The following is a 19,017-nucleotide window of genomic DNA, read 5'->3' as shown; positions in this document are numbered from 1 at the left end:
AGCATCGCGGCATGGAGCCTAGTCACGCGCTGCCGGTTCCGGCTTTGGAGCGCTGGTTCGGCATTCGCGCGGCAGGCTCGGCCGTGCGGGTGGAAGTACTCGCCGGCATCACCACCTTTCTTACCGCGATGTACATCATCGTGGTCAATCCGGCGGTGCTGGCGCAGGGCGGCGTGCCGTTCACCGCGGCGCTCACCGCCACGGTGCTGGTGAGTTTCCTGGGCAGCTGCGCCATGGGGCTGTATGCGCGCAACCCGGTGCTGGTCGCGCCGGGCATGGGCATGAATGCGCTGTTCGCCTTCGTGATGGTGCACGGCGGCGGCATGCCCTGGCAGACGGCGCTGGGCTGCGTGTTCTGGTCCGGCGTGATCTTCGCGCTGCTGGCGCTGTTCAATGTGCGCAAGCTGGTGGTGGAGGCCATTCCGGAAAATCTGCGCCACGCGGTGTCGTGCGGCATCGGTTTGTTCATCACCTTGATCGGCCTGGTCAATGCCAAGTTCATCGTCGGCGATCCGGTGACTTTGGTGCATTCGGCGCGGCTCAATCCGGTGCTGCTGACCTTTCTCGCCGGACTGGCTTTGACCATCTGGCTGGTAGCACGGCGCGTCAAGGCGGCGCTGATGATCGGCATCGTGCTGACCACCGTGCTGGCGGTGCCGATTGGACGCTGGTGGGGCGACGGCAGCGCATACGGCGCGACTGCCACGCTGGTGAACTGGCATGGTCTGATCGCGGCGCCGGATTTTTCCGCGCTCGGTCAGCTCGATCTGCTGGGTTCGCTGAAGCTGGCGTACTGGCCGTTTATCTTCGTGATGTTGTTCACCTCGTTCTTCGATGCCTTGTCTACCTTCATGGCAGTGTCGGACGTAGGCAAGCTGGTGGATGAGCACGGCGCGCCGCGTCATATCCGGCAGTCGATGATGGTGGATGCGTTTTCGGCGCTGCTGTCGGCGCCGCTCGGCACCAGTCCGGCGAATGCGTTTATCGAATCGGCAGCGGGCATTTCGCAAGGCGGACGCACCGGCCTGGTCGCAGTAGTGGCGGGGCTGTGCTTTTTGCCGTTTCTGTTTTTATCGCCACTGCTGTCGCTGGTGCCTGCGATTGCCACGGCGCCGGCGCTGATCATGGTCGGCGTGTTCATGATCGAATCGATTACGCGCATCGACTGGCAGCGCTTCGACGAGGCCGCGCCGGCCTTCGTGGCGATGATTCTGATCCCGCTTACGTATTCGATTACCGACGGCGTGGCTTATGGCTTTATCGCCTATGTGCTGCTGAAGCTGGCGACCGGCCGTGTGCGCGAGGTGAAGCCGGCGATGTGGGTGATCGTGGCGCTGGCGCTGGTTTTGCTGGCGCATCTTTAGACGCGAAGGGATTCCTTCCAGGCATGGAGATGGCCTTCGCACATGCAGGGCATGCAAGTCATGCGCGATACTTGCCCGGCTCGCTACATCAAGGAATACGCATGAGCCTCAAGGCAGCATTTATCGGTCTGGGCGCGATGGGCGCTCCGATGGCAGGCCATCTCAAGCAGCATGGCCTGCTGCATGCGGTGGCCAACCGCACGCATGACAAAGCCGTGGCGCTGGCGCGCGAACTCGGCGTCGCCGCACCCGCCGGCCTGGCGGAGCTGGCAGCGCAGTGTGACGTGATCGCGCTGTGCGTCACCGCCGATGCCGACGTCATCAACACCGTCGAAGCGCTGGCGCCGCACGTCAGGCCCGGCACGATCGTGATCGATCATTCCACCGTGGCGCCGGATACGGCCAAGCAGGCGGCAGCACGCCTGCAGGCGGTGGGCGCGCATTTCCTCGATGCGCCGGTATCCGGCGGCGTGGAAGGTGCGAAGAACGGCAAGCTGTCGATCATGGTCGGCGGCGATGCGGCGGTGCTGGAACGCGCGCGCCCGGTGCTGGAAGCGTATGCGCTGCGCGTCACGCATCTGGGCGAGGTCGGTGCCGGGCAGGCGACCAAGGCGGTGAACCAAGTGCTGGTCGCCGGCATTGCGCAGGCCGTGTGCGAAGGCCTGGCGCTGGGCGAGGCATTGGGCCTGGATCCGGAACGGTTGATTCCCACGCTGGGTGCCGGTGCAGCCGGCAACTGGTTCCTGGAAAAGCGCGGCGCCACCATGTTGAAGAACGAATTCAACGTGGGCTTCAAGCTCGCCCTGCTGCACAAGGATCTGGGCATCGTGCGCGGCATCGCCGAGCAGGCGGGCACCTCGCGCACAGTGATCGACCGCTCCCTGGCCGACTACGCCCAGCTGATGCTGCAAGGCCATGGCGATGACGATATCTCGGGCCTGATCCGCCTCAAGCGCGCGCATTGACCAAAACCTCCGCCGCAGCGATGTGAATCTTCTGCTGACGCTAGCTGGGGTATAACCGCCGCAAGCACCACTCGTGTGGTGCGGCGGAGCGATGCATGAGCGTGGCCAGCTTGATCATCCAGCTGATTGCCGGCGCCATCGGCGGCAACGTCGCCGGTTGCGCCATCCGTGGCTGGAGCCTGGGTATGTGGGGTAACACCCTTGCCGGTGTAGCCGGTGGCGGCATCGTGGGGCAGTGCCTGCTTGCGCTGCTGCGCGCACGCGGAATTGCCGATCCGTCGGCGATCCTGGCCAATGTCGCCGGTGGTGGCGTTGGCGGTGTGATGCTGATGCTGCTGGCCGGTGCGATCCTGGCGCACCGTGGCAAATCCCGCCGCTGAGGCCAGAAACGACAAGGGCGCCGACGGCGCCCTTGGCTTATCTCTACCTCGCGCTTGGGCTTAGCTGCCCGCTTTCAGCGCGATCGCCGAAATGCCCGCCGCGGAAAGCCGCTGCTTGGCAGCTTCCAGATCCGTAGCCGAGTGGAACGGCCCCAGGCGCACGCGGTGATAGGTCTGACCGCTGACGTTCACCGATTGCACATTGGCGACGAAGCCCTGCAGCGCCAGCTTGGCCTTGAGCGTTTCCGCATCGGATGCGCTCGGGAATGCGCCGACCTGCAGCAGATAGCCGCTCGGCGCACCCTGCGTCGCAGGCGGCGCGGCCACCGCCGAGGGCGGTGCCGCGGTGATGTTCTGCGTAACGGCGGCCGGCGCATTCGGCGGCGGCGCCGGCGCGGCGGCTTGCGCCTGCTGTTTCTGCTGCGCGGCGAGCTGTTGCTGCTGTTGCTGTTCGGCCTTGGCCTGCGCGCTGATTTCCGAATCCGGAATGCGCACTTCTTTTTCCGACAGCACCGAATAGAAGTCGTACTGCGGCTTCTTCGGCGCGGTGGTGCCACCGGCCGGCGCCAGGCCTTCGTCGCTGCCTGGCTGTGCGGTGGCTTCGGGATTGGGCTGCGGGCCCTTCGGCGACATCGGCACCAGCGAGTGACGCAGCAATACCACCACGACCAGGGCGCCGATCAGAATACCCAGCAGAATCCCGGCCCAGGCCGGGAAACCACCGCTGTTGTTGCGCACGGCCTGACGGCCTTTGCCCTTGCGGGTTGCCATTTACATCTTCTCCGGGGCACTGAGTCCCAGCAAATCCAAACCGTTCCGAATAACCCCACGCGTGGCCAGCGCCAGCGTCACGCGCGCGTTGCGCAGCTCGGCGTCATCCACGATCCATTTGTGCTCGTGATAGTAGCTGTGTAGCGCCCCGGCGAGTTCGCGCAGATATTGCGCGATCAGGTGCGGTTCCAGATTGGCGGCGGCGGCCTCGACCACTTCCGGATAGCGCGACAGCTCGGTCAGCAGGATCTGCTCGTGATCGCTGTCCAGGCGCCCCAGCTGGGCAATGCCGGCCTGCCGATCGAGCGGCGGCAGGCCGCGCTCGGTCAGTTCTTCCAGCACGCGGCACACGCGCGCATGCGCGTACTGAATGTAATAGACCGGATTGTCGTTGCTCTGCGAGCGGGCCAGGTCGATGTCGAACACCAGCTGCGAATCGGAGCGGCGCGCGATCAGGAAGTAGCGCGTGGCATCGCGCCCGGCTTCGTCGATCAGGTCGCGCAGAGTGAGGTAGCTGCCGGCGCGCTTGGAGATCTTCACCTCTTCGCCGCCACGCATCACCGTGATCATCTGGTACAGCACGTAGTGTGGCCAGTCTTTCGGAATACCCAGATCCAGCGCCTGCAGGCCGGCCTTTACGCGGGCCAGGGTGCCGTGATGATCCGAGCCCAGCACGGTAACGGCATGCTCATAGCCGCGCTGCCATTTGCTCAGGTGATAGGCCACGTCCGGCACGAAATAGGTATAGGTGCCGTCGGACTTGCGCATCACGCGGTCCTTGTCGTCACCGAAATCGGTGCTGCGCAACCACAGCGCGCCGCCTTCTTCGTAGGTATGGCCGTGGGCGACGATCTCGCGCACGGCTTCTTCCACCTTGCCGTCGGTGTAGAGCGACGACTCCAGGAAATACACCTCGAAATCGATGCCGAAGGCTTTCAGGTCCAGATCCTGCTCGTGGCGCAAGGCGGCCACGGCAAAGCGGCGGATCGCTTCGAGGTCTTCCGGATCCTTCGCGCCGGTAACGGCATGGCCGTCGGCGCTGACCGACTCGCCGGCCAGGTAGGCCTTGGCAACGTCGGCAATGTAGTCGCCGCGGTAGCCGTCTTCCGGCCAGCCGGCCTCATCCGGCGAGAGGCCGCGTGCGCGCGCCTGCACCGAGATCGCCAGGTTGTGGATCTGCACGCCAGCGTCGTTGTAATAGAACTCGCGCTTGACGTTCCAGCCGGTGGCCTTGAACAGGCGGCTGAGGCAGTCGCCCAACACTGCATTGCGGCCGTGGCCCACATGCAGCGGGCCGGTCGGATTGGCCGAAACGAATTCCACCCCGACCGTGCGGCCGGCACCTTGCTGGCTGCGCCCGTAGGCCTCGCCCTGATCCAGGATCTGGCGCACTTCCGCGTGGTAGGCGGTGGCGGCCAGGAAGATATTGATAAAGCCCGGCCCGGCAATCTCCACCTTGCCCACCAGCTGGTTGGGCGGCAGCGCGGCGACCAGCTTTTCCGCCAGTTCGCGCGGCTTGGCGCGCGCCGGTTTGGCCAGCAGCATCGCCACGTTGGCGGCGAAATCGCCGTGCTCGCGGCTGCGCGTGCGCTCAATCACGAAATGCGGCAATTCGATATCGGCGGGCAGGGTGCCATCGCCCTGAAGGGTCCGGATGGCCTGAAGGACCAGTTCGCGCAGCGCTTCTTTCACGGGAAGGGTTTGGTTTTGATGGAACCGAGCATCCTAACAGACCCGTACCGCCGGCCGCTTTTCCGGCGCGCTGTTGCAGCGCGGGGTGCGGGGCTGTGGATAACTCTGTGGGGAAAGTGAAGCGCGCGTCGGCGTCCTTCGCGGGAAAACCTGCGGAAACCTCGCTGTCATGAAAATAATCTTTTAAAAACAAAAAGATAAATGATGAACTTGATGTGAAGTTCAGCAATATACGGTTAAGTGGTCTCCAGGCCGTTATGTGCATAAGTCTTGCCACGAGGGAAATAGAGGCATGCCCGTTGCATGTCATACCCCAGTCATGACGCATTGCGACAATAGCCGGGTATCACCGACGTCTCCCCCGTCGGAGCGATACGGGACCGCCGCATCCCTAATACCCTCCCCTCATGCGGCCCCCGGCGCGAACCACCCGTTCGCGCCGTTTTTTTGGGCGGCCCTCAGAGCAGGCCGCGCGCGGCCATGGAAACCGCGTCCGATTCGCCGATCACCAGGTGATCCAGCACCCGCACCCCGATCAGCCGCAGCGCCTGGCCCAGCTCGCGCGTGATGGCCTGGTCGGCGGCACTGGGTTCGGCCAGGCCGCTGGGATGGTTATGGGCAAAAATTACCGCCGCCGCGTTGTGGTGAAGGCAGGCGCGCACCACTTCGCGCGGATACACGCTGGCCCCGTCGAAGGTGCCGCGGAACAGCTCCTCGAAGGCCAGCACCCGATGGCGATTGTCCAGATAGAGACAGGCGAACACTTCGTGGGTGAGGTGGCGCAGGCGGGCGGTCAGGTAATCGCCGCTATCGCTGGGGTTGTGCAGCGAGGGACGTTCCAGCAGTTGCTCGGCCAGCCCGCGCCGAGCCAGTTCGAGCGCGGCGGCGATGCGGGCGCGCTTGGCCGGACCCAGGCCGCCTACGCGGATGTCGCGGTCCGGGCGGCCCAGCAAGGCAGCGAGGCTGCCAGCCTGCAGCAACAGTTCGCGTCCCAGCGCAATCGCGTCCTTGCCACGTGCGCCGCTGCCCAGCAGCACCGCCAGCAATTCGGCGTCCGATAACACGCTGCTGCCGCGCGCCAGCAACTTTTCACGAGGGCGTTCGCCTTCCGGCCAGTGTCGAATACTCATCCGTACAGGATGCTGTTGTGGATGCGATCAAGGCAGCAGTAGCCATACATGAATCCGGTAAGCTAGCCGTCTGTCCGTATGTCAGATCCTGCTTACACATGAGCCTTTCCCAACGCCGCATCTTGCTGGGAGTGTCGGGCGGCATTGCCGCTTACAAAGCCTGCGAGCTGGTTCGCCGCCTGCGCGACCTTGGCGCCATCGTGCGCGTGGTGATGACCGAAAACGCTACCCGCTTTGTCACGCCGACCGCTTTCCAGGCGCTGTCCGGCGAAGCGGTACGGGTCAGCCTGTGGGATGAATCGGCCGAAGCGGCAATGGGCCATATCGAACTGGCGCGCTGGGCCGAGCGCGTGCTGATCGCCCCTGCCAGCGCCGACCTGATGGCGCGCCTGGCCCATGGCCACGCTAACGACCTGCTGAGCACGCTATGCCTGGCCACGGCGGCGCCGGTCTATCTCGCGCCGGCCATGAACCAGCAGATGTGGGCGCACGCGGCGACCCAGGCCAACCTGGCCACCTTGCGGGCGCGCGGCGTGCAGATTCTCGGGCCGGCCGCGGGCGACCAGGCCTGTGGCGAAGTCGGCTCGGGCCGCATGCTGGAACCGCATCAATTGCGCGAGGCGATCGTGGCCTCCTTCGGCGAGCGCGTGCTGGCCGGCTTGAAGGTGGTGGTGAGCGCGGGCCCTACTTACGAGGACATCGATCCGGTGCGCTTCATCGGCAATCGCAGCTCCGGCAAGATGGGCTTTGCGGTGGCCGATGCGGCGGCGCAGGCCGGTGCCCAGGTCACCCTGGTTGCCGGGCCGGTGAGCCTGGCCACGCCGCAGGGTGTGAGCAAGCGTATCGACGTGCGTAGTGCCGCGCAGATGCATGCGGCCGTGACCGAAGCGGCTGCCGGCGCACATATTTATATCGGCGCGGCTGCGGTTGGTGATTACCGGCCCAATGAAGTGGCTCCGCACAAACTGAAAAAACAGAACGGCCAGGATCTGAGCCTGCAGCTGGCGCAGAACCCGGACATCCTCGCCAGCCTCGCCGCGCAGCAAGGGCATCCGTTCCTGGTCGGCTTTGCCGCTGAAACGCAGAACGTGGAGAGCTATGCGCGCGACAAACTGCAACGCAAGGGACTGGACATGATCGCGGCCAACCAGGTGGGCGACGGCCTCGGTTTTGAAACCGCCGACAACGCCATCACGCTGTACTGGGCCGACGGCTCGGCCCAGTTGCCGCGCGCTGATAAGGCGGTGCTTGCACGTCAGCTGGTCGATCATGTCGCCAGCCGCTACCGGGTGCAGCGCGGATGATCGATGTCGAACTGAAAATTCTCGATTCGCGCCTGGGCGACAGCATTCCGCTGCCGCAGGCGGCCACCGCGGGCAGCGCCGGCATGGATCTGCGCGCGGCCGTCGAGGCCCCGCTGACCCTCGCGCCCGGCGAGAGTGCGCTGGTGCCCAGCGGCATGGCTATCCATATCGGCGATCCGGGTTGGTGCGCGCTGATCGTGCCGCGCTCGGGCCTGGGGCATAAGCATGGGCTGGTGATGGGCAATCTGGTCGGGGTGATCGATGCCGACTACCAGGGACCGTTGATGATCTCCTGCTGGAATCGCGGCACCCAGCCGTACACCATCGCGGTGGGCGAGCGCATTGCGCAGCTGCTGCTGGTGCCGGTGGGGCAGGCACGCCTGCGGATCGTCGACGAATTCGTGCCATCGGAACGGGGCGAGGGCGGGTTCGGATCTACCGGAAAACATTGAGCCACTTTTGGGGATTGGGGCATGGCGATGAGCGGCGCGAGAATGCGTTTGCCTGGAGTGCACGTCGCATGGGGGCGATTGTTGTTGCTGGCCGGCAGCACCTTGCTGCTGGCCTTTGGTGGTTTCTGCGCATGGCAGACCTGGCTGATCGCCGAGCAGGGCGGTTCCGTGCAGCGCCTGCACGCAGCGCAGGATCAGGCCGTACAGGCGCTGGCGGCGAGCATCGCCCAGCAACGCGGTGAGGTGACCAAGGCGATCGCCGGGGTCGATACCAGCGGTCTTCCGGCGAATACGGCCGATGTGCTGACTGCGCTGAAACAACGCTTGCCGCAGGCGCAGAACGTGGAGCTATACAGCGCCGGCCTGGATGAAGTGCTGCACGCCAACTACCACAGCTTCGGCTACGCCAAGGCCGCCCAGTTGATGGCGGCGCCGGATGCCGGCGACGAACCGCCGGTGGAGTCGGTGGCCAAAGGCCCCGGCGATCGGCGCATGACCATGGTGGAAGCCCTCGGTCCGGCAGGAAAGCCGGCGGCGTGGGCCTGGATCGAATTGCCGTTCGCGCCGCTGGCCCAGCGCTTCAGCGATGTACCGGTCCATGACGGCAGGCTGCAGTTGAGCCAGAGCACCGATCACGGCGACAACATGCAGCTGATGACGCGCGGCAGCAGTTCGGCGGTGGATGCCGAACCGGCCGGCAAGCCGATTCCCGGCAGCAATTTCAACGTGGTGGCGGTGTTGCCCGGCGCCTATATCGTGCTGCCCCAATCGGCGGTACTGGCGGCCTTGCTCACCTTGCTGGGGCTGGGCGGCGGCATTGGCCTGCTCTCGCTGCACCGGCGTGCTTCCCGGTTGCCCGCCGTGGTGGTGGGCGAAGAAGAAAGCGTGCCCGAGGCGATGCCAGCGCCGGCGCCAGAACCGGTGCGTCCGGTGGTGCGTGCCGCGCCCAAGCCGGCACCTGCGGCGGTGGCGGTGGATCCGGCCATCTTCCGTGCCTACGACATCCGCGGCGTAGTGGGCAAAAGCCTCACCAACGAGGTCGCCAAATTGCTCGGCCAGGCGATCGGCATGCTGATGCGCGAGAAAGGCCTGCATGAAATGGTGGTGGGTCGCGATGGCCGCCTGTCCGGTCCGGAACTGGCCAGCGCCTTGTCCGATGGCCTGCGCGCCGCGGGCATCGACGTGATCGATATCGGCGCGGTGCCGACGCCGGTGGTGTATTACGCCGCCTATCGCTTCAATACCGGCTGCGGCGTCGCGGTAACGGGCAGCCACAATCCGCCCGACTATAACGGCTTCAAGATCGTGGTCGCCGGCGAGACGCTGTCGGAAGGCGCCATCCAGGATCTCTATCAGCGCATCACCACGCATGCACTCGACAGCGACGGCAAGGGCAGCCTGCGCCACGTCGACGTGGTGCCGGACTACATCGAGCGCATCACCTCGGACGTGCAGACCGAGCGCCGCCTCAAGCTGGTGGTCGACTGCGGCAACGGCATTCCCGGCGCAGTGGCGCCGCAGGTGCTGGAAGGCATCGGCTGCGATGTGATTCCGCTGTATTGCGAGGTGGACGGCAACTTCCCCAACCACCATCCCGATCCTTCCGATCCGCGCAACCTGGAAGACCTGGTGCTGTCGGTGAAGCAGACCGGCGCGGATCTTGGTCTGGCCTTCGATGGCGACGGTGACCGGCTGGGCGTGGTCACGCGCAACGGCGAAATCATCTATCCCGATCGCACCTTGATGCTGTTCGCGCGCGACGTGCTGTCGCGCCAGCCGGGCGCCACCATCATCTACGACGTTAAATGCACCGGGCACCTGAAGGGCCAGATTCTCGATGCCGGCGGCAGTCCCCTGATGTGGCGTACCGGGCACTCGCTGATCAAGGCCAAGATGCGCGAAACCGGCGCGGAACTGGCCGGCGAAATGAGCGGGCACTTCTTCTTCATGGAGCGCTGGTACGGCTTTGACGACGGCATTTATGCCGGCGCGCGCCTGCTGGAAATTCTGGCCGGTGACCTGGAAGGCCGCACGCCTGAGGAAATTTTCGCCACGTGTCCCAAGGGCGTTTCCACGCCCGAGCTCAAGGTCGAGATGGCCGAGGGCGAGCATTACCGCTTTATCGAAAAATTTCGCGAAAAGGCCAATTTCGGCGACGCGACCCTGGTCACCATTGATGGTCTGCGCGCGGACTGGCCGGACGGCTGGGGCCTGGTGCGGCCGTCGAATACCACGCCGGTGCTGGTGCTGCGCTTCGATGCGGATAACGATGCCGCGCTCCGGCGCATCAAGGAAACGTTCCGGGCGCAGTTGCTGGCGGTGGATCCGAGTTTGAAGCTGCCGTTCTAGCGTGGGGATCACGCTTCCAGGCATCGCGTAGCTTGGTTACTCCGGACTTGGTCCGGGGTAATCCAGTGATGTGGCTGCGATGAGGGATTGTTGGGTTACGCTGCGCTAACCCAGCCTACGCACTACTGCGGCGTTGTTCCGGCGAAGGCTGGAATAACGGTGCGGTGTTGCTGCATGCCTGGTTGGACCAGGCAGATGCATCAATAACCGCGATCAGCCTTCTGCGCTGCCTTCAGGTCCCGATAGTGCTGCAGCTCCAGCGCCTGCTGCTGTTCCATCGCGACACGATTGGCCTGCTGGTGTTGCAGCAGCGTGCGCTCGCCGGCTACGACGTTGCGCTGCGCGGCGATCTGGTCGGTGAGCGCCTTGGGCACCGGCTGCTTGGCGCGTTCGTTGTCGGCGGCGCGGTTGAGCAGGTCGGTGAGCGCGGCATCCTGGCTGTGCAGGTTGGCGCGCGTGGTGCTCATCTGTCCGTCGAGGCTCTCCAGCACTGCCTGCTGCTCGGACTTGAGCGCATCCTCATTGGGATAGGTGTTGAGGATTTGCAGGTCGTTGCGCTTCTGCGCTTCCGCCGCTTCATGCTGGGCGGCTTGTTCGGCGGCCTGCTTGTCGGCGGCGGCGCGTTCGTCGGGCGTCAGCTGGCGGCCCACGTGCTGCATCACCGAGCCGTTGTTGTTGATGACGTCGTAGCCGAACTTCACCGCATCGTTGGTGAGGCTGTCGCTGTAATGCGGCAGGCCGCTGCCATCGACCCAGCGATAGCGGATGCCGTTGGAGCTTTGGGCCTGGGCCGCCACGGCAACAACACCGAGCGACAAGGCAATGGATACGATGATGGCACGTCGAAGCATGATCCCCTCCTTGCCGCAGTATAGCCGGCGGCCTTGGCCGCAGAACCGCCGGCATGCGCCAGCGTGACCGATTTCACTACGCCGGCGCGGGCTCAGCCCTGCACGCCGTAGCGCTCGCGATAGGCGAGCATGCGCTGGTAGTCGGCCGCAAGATCCGGCCGCTCGCCGGCATAGGTCAGCACGTCGCTGAAACCGGTAATGGCCACCACCGGAATGCCGTAGTCGCGTTGCACTTCCTGTGCGGCGGAAAGGTCGCCCTGGCCGCGCTCCTGCCGGTCCAGCGCAATCAGCACACCGGCCGGGGTGGCGCCCTGGGCGCTGATCAGCGCCAGCGATTCGCGCACCGCGGTGCCCGCCGTCATCACGTCGTCGACGATCAGCACGCGGCCCTTGAGCGGGGCGCCGACCAACACGCCGCCTTCACCATGGTCCTTCGCTTCCTTGCGGTTGTAGGCCCAGGGCAGGTCGCGGCCATGCTGGTCGGCGAGCGCCATGGCGGTGGCCGCGGCGAGCGCGATGCCCTTGTAGGCGGGGCCGAACAACATGTCCACTTCCAGCCCGGAATTCATCACCGAGGCGGCATAGGCGCGGCCCAGGCGCGCCAGTGCGGCGCCGGAATCGATCCGTCCCATATTGAAGAAATAAGGGCTCAGGCGGCCGGATTTCAGCGTGAATTCGCCAAAACGCAGCACGTCGCGCTGCAGGGTCAGTTCAATGAAGTCGCGCTGGTAATCGTGCATGGCGAAGACGCAAGAGATGGAAACCGCCACATGTTACCGATTTTGGCCGGAAACAGGGGCCGGGCCGCTTGCGCCCTCGGTATCGGCGCATCTTCGTTATGATGCGCGCTTCCACCAAGGAGTCGCCATGCGCATCGTCAGCCTTAACGCCAACGGCATCCGTTCCGCCGCCAACAAAGGCGTGTTCGAGTGGCTGCGCAAGCACAAGGCAGACGTGGTCTGCCTGCAGGAAACCAAGGCGCAGGAAGATCAGCTCAGCGATCCGATGTTTCGCCCGGACGGCCATCATTGCTTTTACCGCGATGCGACCAGCAAGAAGGGCTACAGCGGCGTGGCGATCTATGCTAAGCGCGAGCCGGACAAAGTGCTCACGGAGCTGGGCTGGGACGCATTCGACAACGAAGGCCGCTATATCGAGGCGCGTTTCGGCAATCTGAGCGTGGTGTCGATGTATGTGCCGTCGGGTTCATCGGGCGACGAACGCCAGCAATTCAAATTCCAGGTGATGGACTGGCTTACGCCGATCTTCGACAAGTGGCTCAAGAGCAAGCGCGATTACGTTATCTGCGGCGACTGGAACATCGTGCACACCAAGGACGACATCAAGAACTGGAGCTCGAACCAGAAGAACTCCGGCTGCCTGCCCGAAGAGCGCGCGTGGCTGGATCTGCTGTTCCATAAGAAAGGCTGGGTTGACAGCTTCCGCGCGATCAAGCCCGAAGCGGTGGAATACACCTGGTGGTCCAACCGCGGCCGTGCGCGCGAGAACAATGTGGGATGGCGCATCGACTACCAGGTGGTAACGCCTTCGCTGCGCGATCGCCTCAAGCAGTGCTCGATCTATCGCGACGAGCGCTTCTCCGACCATGCGCCGTACACGGTTGACTATGCCGACTGATGCAGGCGGCGCCGCCGCGCGCAAGCCGTCGATCTGGCGCTCGTTCTCCGAACCGGCGGCATGGACGATGTGCCTGCTGGGCTTTTCCTCCGGGCTGCCGTTCTTGCTGGTGGCCGGCACCCTGGCGTTCTGGCTGAAAGAAAACGGCATCGTGCTGAAAGACATCACGATGATCGCCAGCGCCGGCATGACCTACGCCTTCAAATTCGTGTGGGCGCCGCTGCTGGATCATTGGCGCCTGCCCGGTTTCGGGCGCCTGGGCCAGCGCCGCGGCTGGCTGCTGCTGGCGCAGCTGGGTGTGATCGTGGGCCTGCTGGCGATGGCTGCACTTACGCCGCACCAGTTGATGCCCTTTGTGGCGGCAACCTTGCTGGTGGCATTCATGGGCGCCACGCAGGACATCGCGATCGATGCCTACCGCATCGAAATTGCACCGCCCTCGGCACAGGGCGCCCTGGTGGCGACCTATTCGCTGGGCTATCGCCTCGGTCTGCTGGTGGCCGGCGCGCTGGCGCTGATCCTGGCCGACCACATCCCGTGGACCACCATCTATACCTTGCTGTCCGCAGTGATGCTGCTGCCGGTGCTTACCACGCTGATGATCCGCGAGCCGGATATCCGCCGTCCGGCACCCGCGACATGGCGCCAGGCGATGCGCGAAAGCGTGCTCGATCCCTTTACCGATTTCTTCCGTCGCTACGGCTGGGCGGTGGCGGGACTCACGCTGTTGTTCATCCTGCTGTTCAAGGTGCCGGAGCAGGCGATCATTGGCGGCGTGATGAGTCCGTTCTACCGGGACATGGGTTTTTCGAAAACCGAAATCGGCGCAGTCACCAAGATCTACGGCATCTGGATCGGCATTGCCGGCGCGTTCGCAGGCGGTGCCGCGGTGGCGCGCTGGGGTGCATGGCGTACGCTCGGCGTATGCATCGTGCTGGAGAGCTGCAGCAATCTGTTGTACCTGATGCTGCTGGGGCACCACGGCAATCTGGCCGCGCTGACCATGGCGATCTCCGGCCAGAACTTTGCGGAAGGTTTGCTGGGGCCGCCGACGGTGGCGTTCCTCTCCTTGTTGGTGAACCGGCAACACACCGCCACTCAATACGCATTGCTGAGTTCGCTGGTGAATCTGCCTGGCAAGGCCTTGGGTTTTTTTGCCGGCGGCATCGTTACGGCAATGGGTTACGGCGGCTACTTCGTCATCACCGTGTTTTCGATGTTGCCTGCGATGCTGCTGTTTGCATGCTTGTGGCGGCGCTTCAGCAAGGACGAACCGGTGTCTTCCGGCTGAACGGAATCCGACGCGCAAACACGTTCACACGCCGAGTGCGAACTGGCCCACGGATCGCCGCGATGGGCATTGCAGGCATGCGCGTGGTTGGCGAGGATCGGCGCACAGGGGCTAGGTGGCACGGAGTGGAGCCATATGCCGGATATCATGATTCGTCACATTGATCGACTGATGGCTGAGCGCATCAAGCTGCTGGCCAAGGAACGCCAGTGGTCGATCAATGACGTGGTGCTGCAGGCCTTGCGGCATGGCCTGGGTGTTGCGGAGAACAACGGTCTCCTGGCCGAAAATCTGTTCGAATCGCGGGATCTTTCGAGCGCTGTCGGACACTGGGATGCCAGTGAGCGCGCGGTGTTCCAGGAAACCATGCAGGCGCTTGCAGTGGCGCGTTCGGAACAGCTTGCACCGGCCAACCGTGCCGTCGGCGAATTGCTCGACTGATCAGCCCGCGCGTGGTGCCGGATAGACGGCACCCAGCACGCGCAAGCCGCGTGCGCCGGTGACGGCCGGCAGATTGCCCGGCAGGCCCAGCAGACGCTGGCGCGCCAGCCAGGCGAACGCAGTCGCTTCCAGGTAATCCGGATCAACACCATAGGCGGCGGTGCTGTGCAGTGCGCGCGGCGCCAGTCGTTCGCGCAGTCGCTGCACCAGGGCGCCGTTGTGTACGCCGCCGCCGCACATCAGCACATCTTCTGCATCGGCGGCATGCCGATCGATGGCATCGCCAATGCTGCGTACCGTGAGTTGCAGCAGAATTGCCTGGATGTCCGCGGCCGCCAGCGAAACCTTGCCCCGCTGCGTATCCAGCCAGTTCGCCAGCTGCGTATCCAGCCAATGCAAATGAAAGTGCTCGCGGCCGGTGCTCTTGGGCGGAGACAGCGCGAAGTAGGGATCTTCCAGCAGATAAGCGAGCAGGCTGTCGTCGACGCGACCGCTGGCGGCCAATGCACCATCGCGATCGAAGGCCTCGCCCAGATGGCGCAGGCACCAGGCATCCATCAGCCCGTTGGCCGGCCCGGTGTCGAAGCCAAGCACCTGGCCATCGCTGCCGAGCACAGTGATATTGGCGATGCCGCCAAGATTGAGTACCACCCGCGTGCGGCCGGGACGGGCCAGCAGCATGGCATGCACCGCCGGCAGCAACGGTGCGCCCTGGCCGCCTGCCGCGACATCGGCGCGACGGAAGTCGGCCACCACGTCGATGCGGCAACGTTCGGCCATTACGCTGGGATCGCCGATCTGCAGAGTGAATGGATAGTCGCCGGCCGGCCGATGTCGGATGGTCTGGCCATGCGAGCCGATTGCGCGTACTTGCGCTGGATCGGTACCGCTTTGCTTGAGCAATTGATGCGTGGCGTGGGCAAACTGCTGGCCGATCGCGACATCGAGCCGCCCATAGGCATCCAGGTCGAGCCGCGTTTCATCTTGCGCCACGCGCAGGATCTGCGCGCGCAGGGCATCCGGCCAGGGATGGGTGAGGGCGTCTACCAGTTGTGGGCGATCCTGCTCAAAACGCACCAGCGCGGCATCGATGCCATCGGCGCTGGTGCCGGAGATCAGCCCGACATAGAGCCCGGACGCGTCATCCACGCGCCGGCTCAATCGTCGCTGCGCGTGGTCGATTCGGCCCGCGCAAGCTTGTAGTTGTTGTCGATTTCCGTCAGGCGTGCCAGCTGCGGTTTCACCACTGTGGCCTGGAACTGCGCCATCTGCGCGCCTGGCAGCGGCTCGGGCTTGGGCAGCGTCACCGTCTGCGGATTGCGCTGCACGTTGTCGACGCGGAATTCATAGTGCAGGTGCGGACCGGTGGCGAGGCCGGTCATGCCGACGTAGCCGATCACATCGCCCTGGCGCACGTGCTGGCCGACGCGCTCGGTAGCGAAGCGCGACATGTGCCCGTAGGCAGTGCTGATATGCGAATCGTGCTGGATGATTACGAAGTTGCCGTAGCCGTTCATCCAGCCGCGGAACTTGATCACGCCATCGCCGGCGGCATGGATCGGCGTGCCGGTCGGCGCGGCGTAGTCCACGCCCTTGTGCGCGCGCATCAGACCCAGGATCGGATGCATGCGTGCAGCGCTGAAAGGCGAGGAGATGCGGGTGAAATCCACCGGAATGCGCAGGAAGGATTTCTGCAGCGGGCGACCGTCTTCGCTGAACCAGCCGAAGCTGCCGTCGCCGCGCTTGAAGCGGTAGGCGGTATAGCGGTGACCCTGGTTGACGAATTCGGCGGCGACGATATCGCCTTCGCGCAGGTAGCCGCCGTCGCGGTACACCGTGTCGTAAATGACGGTGAAGCTGTCGCCTACGCGCAGGTCCTGCACGAAGTCGATGTCGTATTTGAAGAGATCGGCCAGCTTGATCACCATCGCGTTGCTCAGGCCGGCCTTGTTGGCGGCGGCAAACAGCGAATCGTCGATCACGCCGTGCGCCACTTGTTCGCGCGTATCCACCGCGCGGGCCACCGTAGTGACGCCGGGCGTGGCGCCGTCGAGACGGATGATGGCGCGGGTGGATTCATCCTTGTCGAACCGGATGCCTTCCAGGTTGCCGCTGCGGCCGATCAGGAAATCGAATTCCTGGCCCGGCTGGATGTGATGCAGCGCCGCCTTGGCGTCGCCGGCATTGTCGACCACGTGCTGCAGGTCGGTCAGGGTCAGGCCCTGGCTCTGGAAAATGTCGGACAGCGTCTGGCCCGGATGCACCTGCACCACGCGCCAGTCTTCCACCGTAGGCGACTTGAGCGTTGGGGCTTCGATCTTCGGCAGCGCCAGCGGCAGCAGGGTGTGTTGCTCCGGCGCGATGGCGACCGGCTTCATCGCCGTGGCCCAGGCCGGGATCAGGAAACCGGACAGCACGGTGATCAGCAGCGCCGTCGCTGCCAGCATCCAGCGTTCGCGATGCCAATGAATAGGCGGCTGCTCGCCACCGGTCTGTCGATTGAACGACCAGTGAGCGCAATGCTGATAAAAGTGAGAGTGGCGACGTTGAGCCTTGCGGCGGATGGCCAGTTTGCGTGCGGTGCGCGCGTCTTGCTTGCTCGCGGCCATCGCTAACGGCCCCTGTTCTTCTTATTCATTCCGACCACACCCCTGCGGTACAAAGTATCAATTGCCGCGTACCATAACGAGCTTGTGCAAATCGCGTCAATGCCTTTTCCATCAAGGGTTTGCGCGATCTTTCCGATTAACGCACAATTAACGCTATTGACGGCGGCCATCACCTTTTTGGCTGCCTAGACAACCACTCCATGAGGACGACATGAGCGAGCTTGAGCAGGCGCTGGCTACCATCGCGCGCGGCGCCGACGAGATCATCAAGCAGGAAGAGCTGGCCGCAAGGCTCAAGCTGGGCCGCCCCCTGCGCATCAAGGCGGGCTTCGACCCGACCGCGCCGGATCTGCACCTGGGCCATACCGTGTTGCTCAACAAGATGCGCCAGTTCCAGGACCTGGGGCATACGGTGATTTTCCTGATCGGCGATTTTACCGGCATGATCGGCGACCCTACCGGCAAGAACGTCACCCGCAAGCCGCTCACGCGGGAGGATGTGCTGGCCAACGCAGAAACTTACGCCGAGCAGGTCTATAAGGTGCTCGACCGCGACAAGACCGAACTGCGCTTCAATTCGGAATGGTTCGGCCAGATGAGCGCCGCCGACATGATCAAGCTCGCCGCCCAACACACCGTGGCGCGCATGCTCGAGCGCGACGATTTCGCCAAGCGCTACGCGGCACAGCAGCCCATCGCCATCCACGAGTTCCTCTATCCGCTGGTGCAGGGCTACGACTCGGTCGCGCTCAAGTGCGACGTGGAGCTCGGCGGCACCGACCAGAAATTCAACCTGCTGATGGGGCGCGCGCTGCAGGAGCACCACGGCCAGCCGCCGCAGATCGTGCTCACCATGCCGCTGCTCGAGGGGCTGGATGGCGTCAACAAGATGTCCAAGTCGCTGGGCAACTACATCGGCATCAACGAGCCGGCGATCGACATCGTCACCAAGACGCTGAAGATCGGCGACGAGCTGATGTGGCGCTGGTTCGAGCTGCTCAGCTTCGAGACCTCGCTAGACGATATCGCGCGCATGAAGCAAGAGGTGGCCAGCGGAGCGCTGAATCCGCGCGACGCCAAGCTCAAGCTGGCGCGCGAACTGGCTACGCGCTTCCACAATGCGGAGGAGGCGGAGAAAGCGATTGCCGGCTGGCACGCTGTCGTGCGCGGCGAGGGCGATACGAGCCTGCTGCCGCTCACCGAGATTGCCGTGCCGGCGGAAGGCCTGCGCTTGCCGGCGCTGTTGACCGCCGCGGGACTTACGCCCAGCAACGCGGAAGCGAATCGCAAACTCAAGGAGCGTGCGGTACGCATTGATGCCGAGGTGGTTGAGGATGCGCAGCGCGTCTTTGCGCCAGGTTTCGAAGGTGTGCTGCAGATCGGCAAGCGCAACTTCGCGCGCGTGTTGTTGACGCAAGCGTAAGTCGAGCGCGACGACGCAACGTCGTCGCGCTTCATGCAAGCAACAAGTTTCACGACGGAACAACGCGTTACGCGAAACTCGAAAAATATTTTCAAAAAACGCTTGCCAAAGGATGGGGTGCTCCCTAGTATTCGCCACCCCGCCGCTGGCAACGTCCTTCGACGGCAACACCGAAAGCAAAAATACTTCGCTGAAGGTGTTGACGGACTGAAGGGACGATGTAGAATGGGCGGCTCACCCGGGACGAAATGCTTCGGGGCGATCTTGAAGAAGAGGTCGCAAGTGATTGATCTTTGACAGTGTGCGCAGGTGACTTGTGTGGGCGTCTTGCGTTGGATGGACAATCTGTCCAAACAA

General features: G+C 64.3%; 17 protein-coding genes. 10 read left to right on the top strand and 7 right to left on the bottom strand.

From position 1 onward, the window contains the following. The first annotated feature begins 11 nt into the window (after positions 1–11). The 3 genes from IGX34_RS21505 to IGX34_RS21495 all read left to right on the top strand — a co-directional run bounded on the left by IGX34_RS21505 (position 12) and on the right by IGX34_RS21495 (position 2,709). A complete protein-coding gene (locus IGX34_RS21505; RefSeq protein ID WP_192557816.1) occupies positions 12–1,364 on the top strand; it encodes an NCS2 family permease in 1,353 nt (450 codons plus the stop codon). A gap of 101 nt (positions 1,365–1,465) precedes the next feature. Then, on the top strand, positions 1,466–2,329 hold the full coding sequence (locus IGX34_RS21500; protein ID WP_192557815.1) for an NAD(P)-dependent oxidoreductase: 864 nt from the start codon (positions 1,466–1,468) through the stop codon (positions 2,327–2,329). A gap of 95 nt (positions 2,330–2,424) precedes the next feature. Next, entirely contained in the window at positions 2,425–2,709 is a 285-nt protein-coding gene (locus tag IGX34_RS21495; protein ID WP_192557814.1) for a hypothetical protein, read from the top strand. A gap of 60 nt (positions 2,710–2,769) precedes the next feature. On the opposite strand, the gene IGX34_RS21490 is transcribed toward IGX34_RS21495, so the two are convergent. The 3 genes from IGX34_RS21490 to radC all read right to left on the bottom strand — a co-directional run bounded on the left by IGX34_RS21490 (position 2,770) and on the right by radC (position 6,302). Beyond that, the gene (locus IGX34_RS21490; protein ID WP_192557813.1) at positions 2,770–3,480 is read right to left on the bottom strand and encodes an SPOR domain-containing protein; all 711 of its coding nucleotides are present in this window, start codon (positions 3,478–3,480) and stop codon (positions 2,770–2,772) included. Continuing rightward, positions 3,481–5,172, bottom strand: a complete 1,692-nt coding sequence (gene argS / locus IGX34_RS21485; protein ID WP_192557812.1) for an arginine--tRNA ligase — start codon at positions 5,170–5,172, stop codon at positions 3,481–3,483. Positions 5,173–5,630: 458 nt separating this feature from the next. After that, on the bottom strand, positions 5,631–6,302 hold the full coding sequence (gene radC / locus IGX34_RS21480; protein WP_192557811.1) for a RadC family protein: 672 nt from the start codon (positions 6,300–6,302) through the stop codon (positions 5,631–5,633). A gap of 98 nt (positions 6,303–6,400) precedes the next feature. Between radC and coaBC the strand changes: the two genes are divergently transcribed. From coaBC to IGX34_RS21465, 3 genes are read left to right on the top strand one after another with little or no spacing between them, the layout of a single operon-like run. Beyond that, positions 6,401–7,606: a bifunctional phosphopantothenoylcysteine decarboxylase/phosphopantothenate--cysteine ligase CoaBC gene (gene coaBC, locus IGX34_RS21475; protein ID WP_192557810.1), complete on the top strand. Its 1,206-nt coding sequence runs from the start codon at positions 6,401–6,403 to the stop codon at positions 7,604–7,606. After that, positions 7,603–8,058, top strand: a complete 456-nt coding sequence (gene dut / locus IGX34_RS21470; RefSeq protein WP_192557809.1) for a dUTP diphosphatase — start codon at positions 7,603–7,605, stop codon at positions 8,056–8,058. Before coaBC ends, dut begins: the two co-directional genes overlap by 4 nt. A gap of 21 nt (positions 8,059–8,079) precedes the next feature. Beyond that, positions 8,080–10,407 carry a phosphomannomutase/phosphoglucomutase gene (locus tag IGX34_RS21465; RefSeq protein WP_192557808.1) on the top strand — a complete coding sequence of 776 codons (2,328 nt, stop codon included), beginning with the start codon at positions 8,080–8,082 and terminating at the stop codon, positions 10,405–10,407. A 200-nt stretch (positions 10,408–10,607) separates the two neighbouring features. On the opposite strand, the gene IGX34_RS21460 is transcribed toward IGX34_RS21465, so the two are convergent. Beyond that, entirely contained in the window at positions 10,608–11,258 is a 651-nt protein-coding gene (locus tag IGX34_RS21460; protein WP_225737684.1) for a DUF4124 domain-containing protein, read from the bottom strand. Positions 11,259–11,350: 92 nt separating this feature from the next. Continuing rightward, positions 11,351–11,998 carry an orotate phosphoribosyltransferase gene (gene pyrE / locus IGX34_RS21455; RefSeq protein WP_192557807.1) on the bottom strand — a complete coding sequence of 216 codons (648 nt, stop codon included), beginning with the start codon at positions 11,996–11,998 and terminating at the stop codon, positions 11,351–11,353. Positions 11,999–12,125: 127 nt separating this feature from the next. On the opposite strand from pyrE, the gene IGX34_RS21450 reads away from it, so the two are divergent. The 3 genes from IGX34_RS21450 to IGX34_RS21440 all read left to right on the top strand — a co-directional run bounded on the left by IGX34_RS21450 (position 12,126) and on the right by IGX34_RS21440 (position 14,628). Continuing rightward, positions 12,126–12,896, top strand: coding sequence for an exodeoxyribonuclease III (locus tag IGX34_RS21450; RefSeq protein WP_192557806.1), 771 nt, complete (start codon positions 12,126–12,128; stop codon positions 12,894–12,896). Beyond that, positions 12,886–14,187 carry an AmpG family muropeptide MFS transporter gene (locus tag IGX34_RS21445; RefSeq protein ID WP_225737683.1) on the top strand — a complete coding sequence of 434 codons (1,302 nt, stop codon included), beginning with the start codon at positions 12,886–12,888 and terminating at the stop codon, positions 14,185–14,187. Before IGX34_RS21450 ends, IGX34_RS21445 begins: the two co-directional genes overlap by 11 nt. A 147-nt stretch (positions 14,188–14,334) precedes the next feature. Then, positions 14,335–14,628 (top strand): hypothetical protein, encoded by a 294-nt coding sequence (locus IGX34_RS21440; protein ID WP_225737682.1) that lies wholly within the window; start codon positions 14,335–14,337, stop codon positions 14,626–14,628. On the opposite strand, the gene IGX34_RS21435 is transcribed toward IGX34_RS21440, so the two are convergent. Then, positions 14,629–15,777 carry an anhydro-N-acetylmuramic acid kinase gene (locus IGX34_RS21435; protein WP_192557804.1) on the bottom strand — a complete coding sequence of 383 codons (1,149 nt, stop codon included), beginning with the start codon at positions 15,775–15,777 and terminating at the stop codon, positions 14,629–14,631. 8 nt (positions 15,778–15,785) lie between these two features. Continuing rightward, on the bottom strand, positions 15,786–17,237 hold the full coding sequence (locus IGX34_RS21430; protein ID WP_192557803.1) for an OapA family protein: 1,452 nt from the start codon (positions 17,235–17,237) through the stop codon (positions 15,786–15,788). Positions 17,238–17,448: 211 nt separating this feature from the next. Between IGX34_RS21430 and tyrS the strand changes: the two genes are divergently transcribed. After that, the gene (tyrS, locus tag IGX34_RS21425) at positions 17,449–18,660 is read left to right on the top strand and encodes a tyrosine--tRNA ligase (RefSeq protein WP_192557802.1); all 1,212 of its coding nucleotides are present in this window, start codon (positions 17,449–17,451) and stop codon (positions 18,658–18,660) included. Positions 18,661–19,017 lie beyond the last annotated feature (357 nt).

Source organism: Dyella acidiphila, from assembly GCF_014863405.1.
Taxonomy (GTDB): Bacteria; Pseudomonadota; Gammaproteobacteria; order Xanthomonadales; family Rhodanobacteraceae; genus Dyella_B; species Dyella_B acidiphila.
Note: the sequence above shows the minus strand (reverse complement) of the source record. Positions and strands in the feature narration are given on the sequence as shown.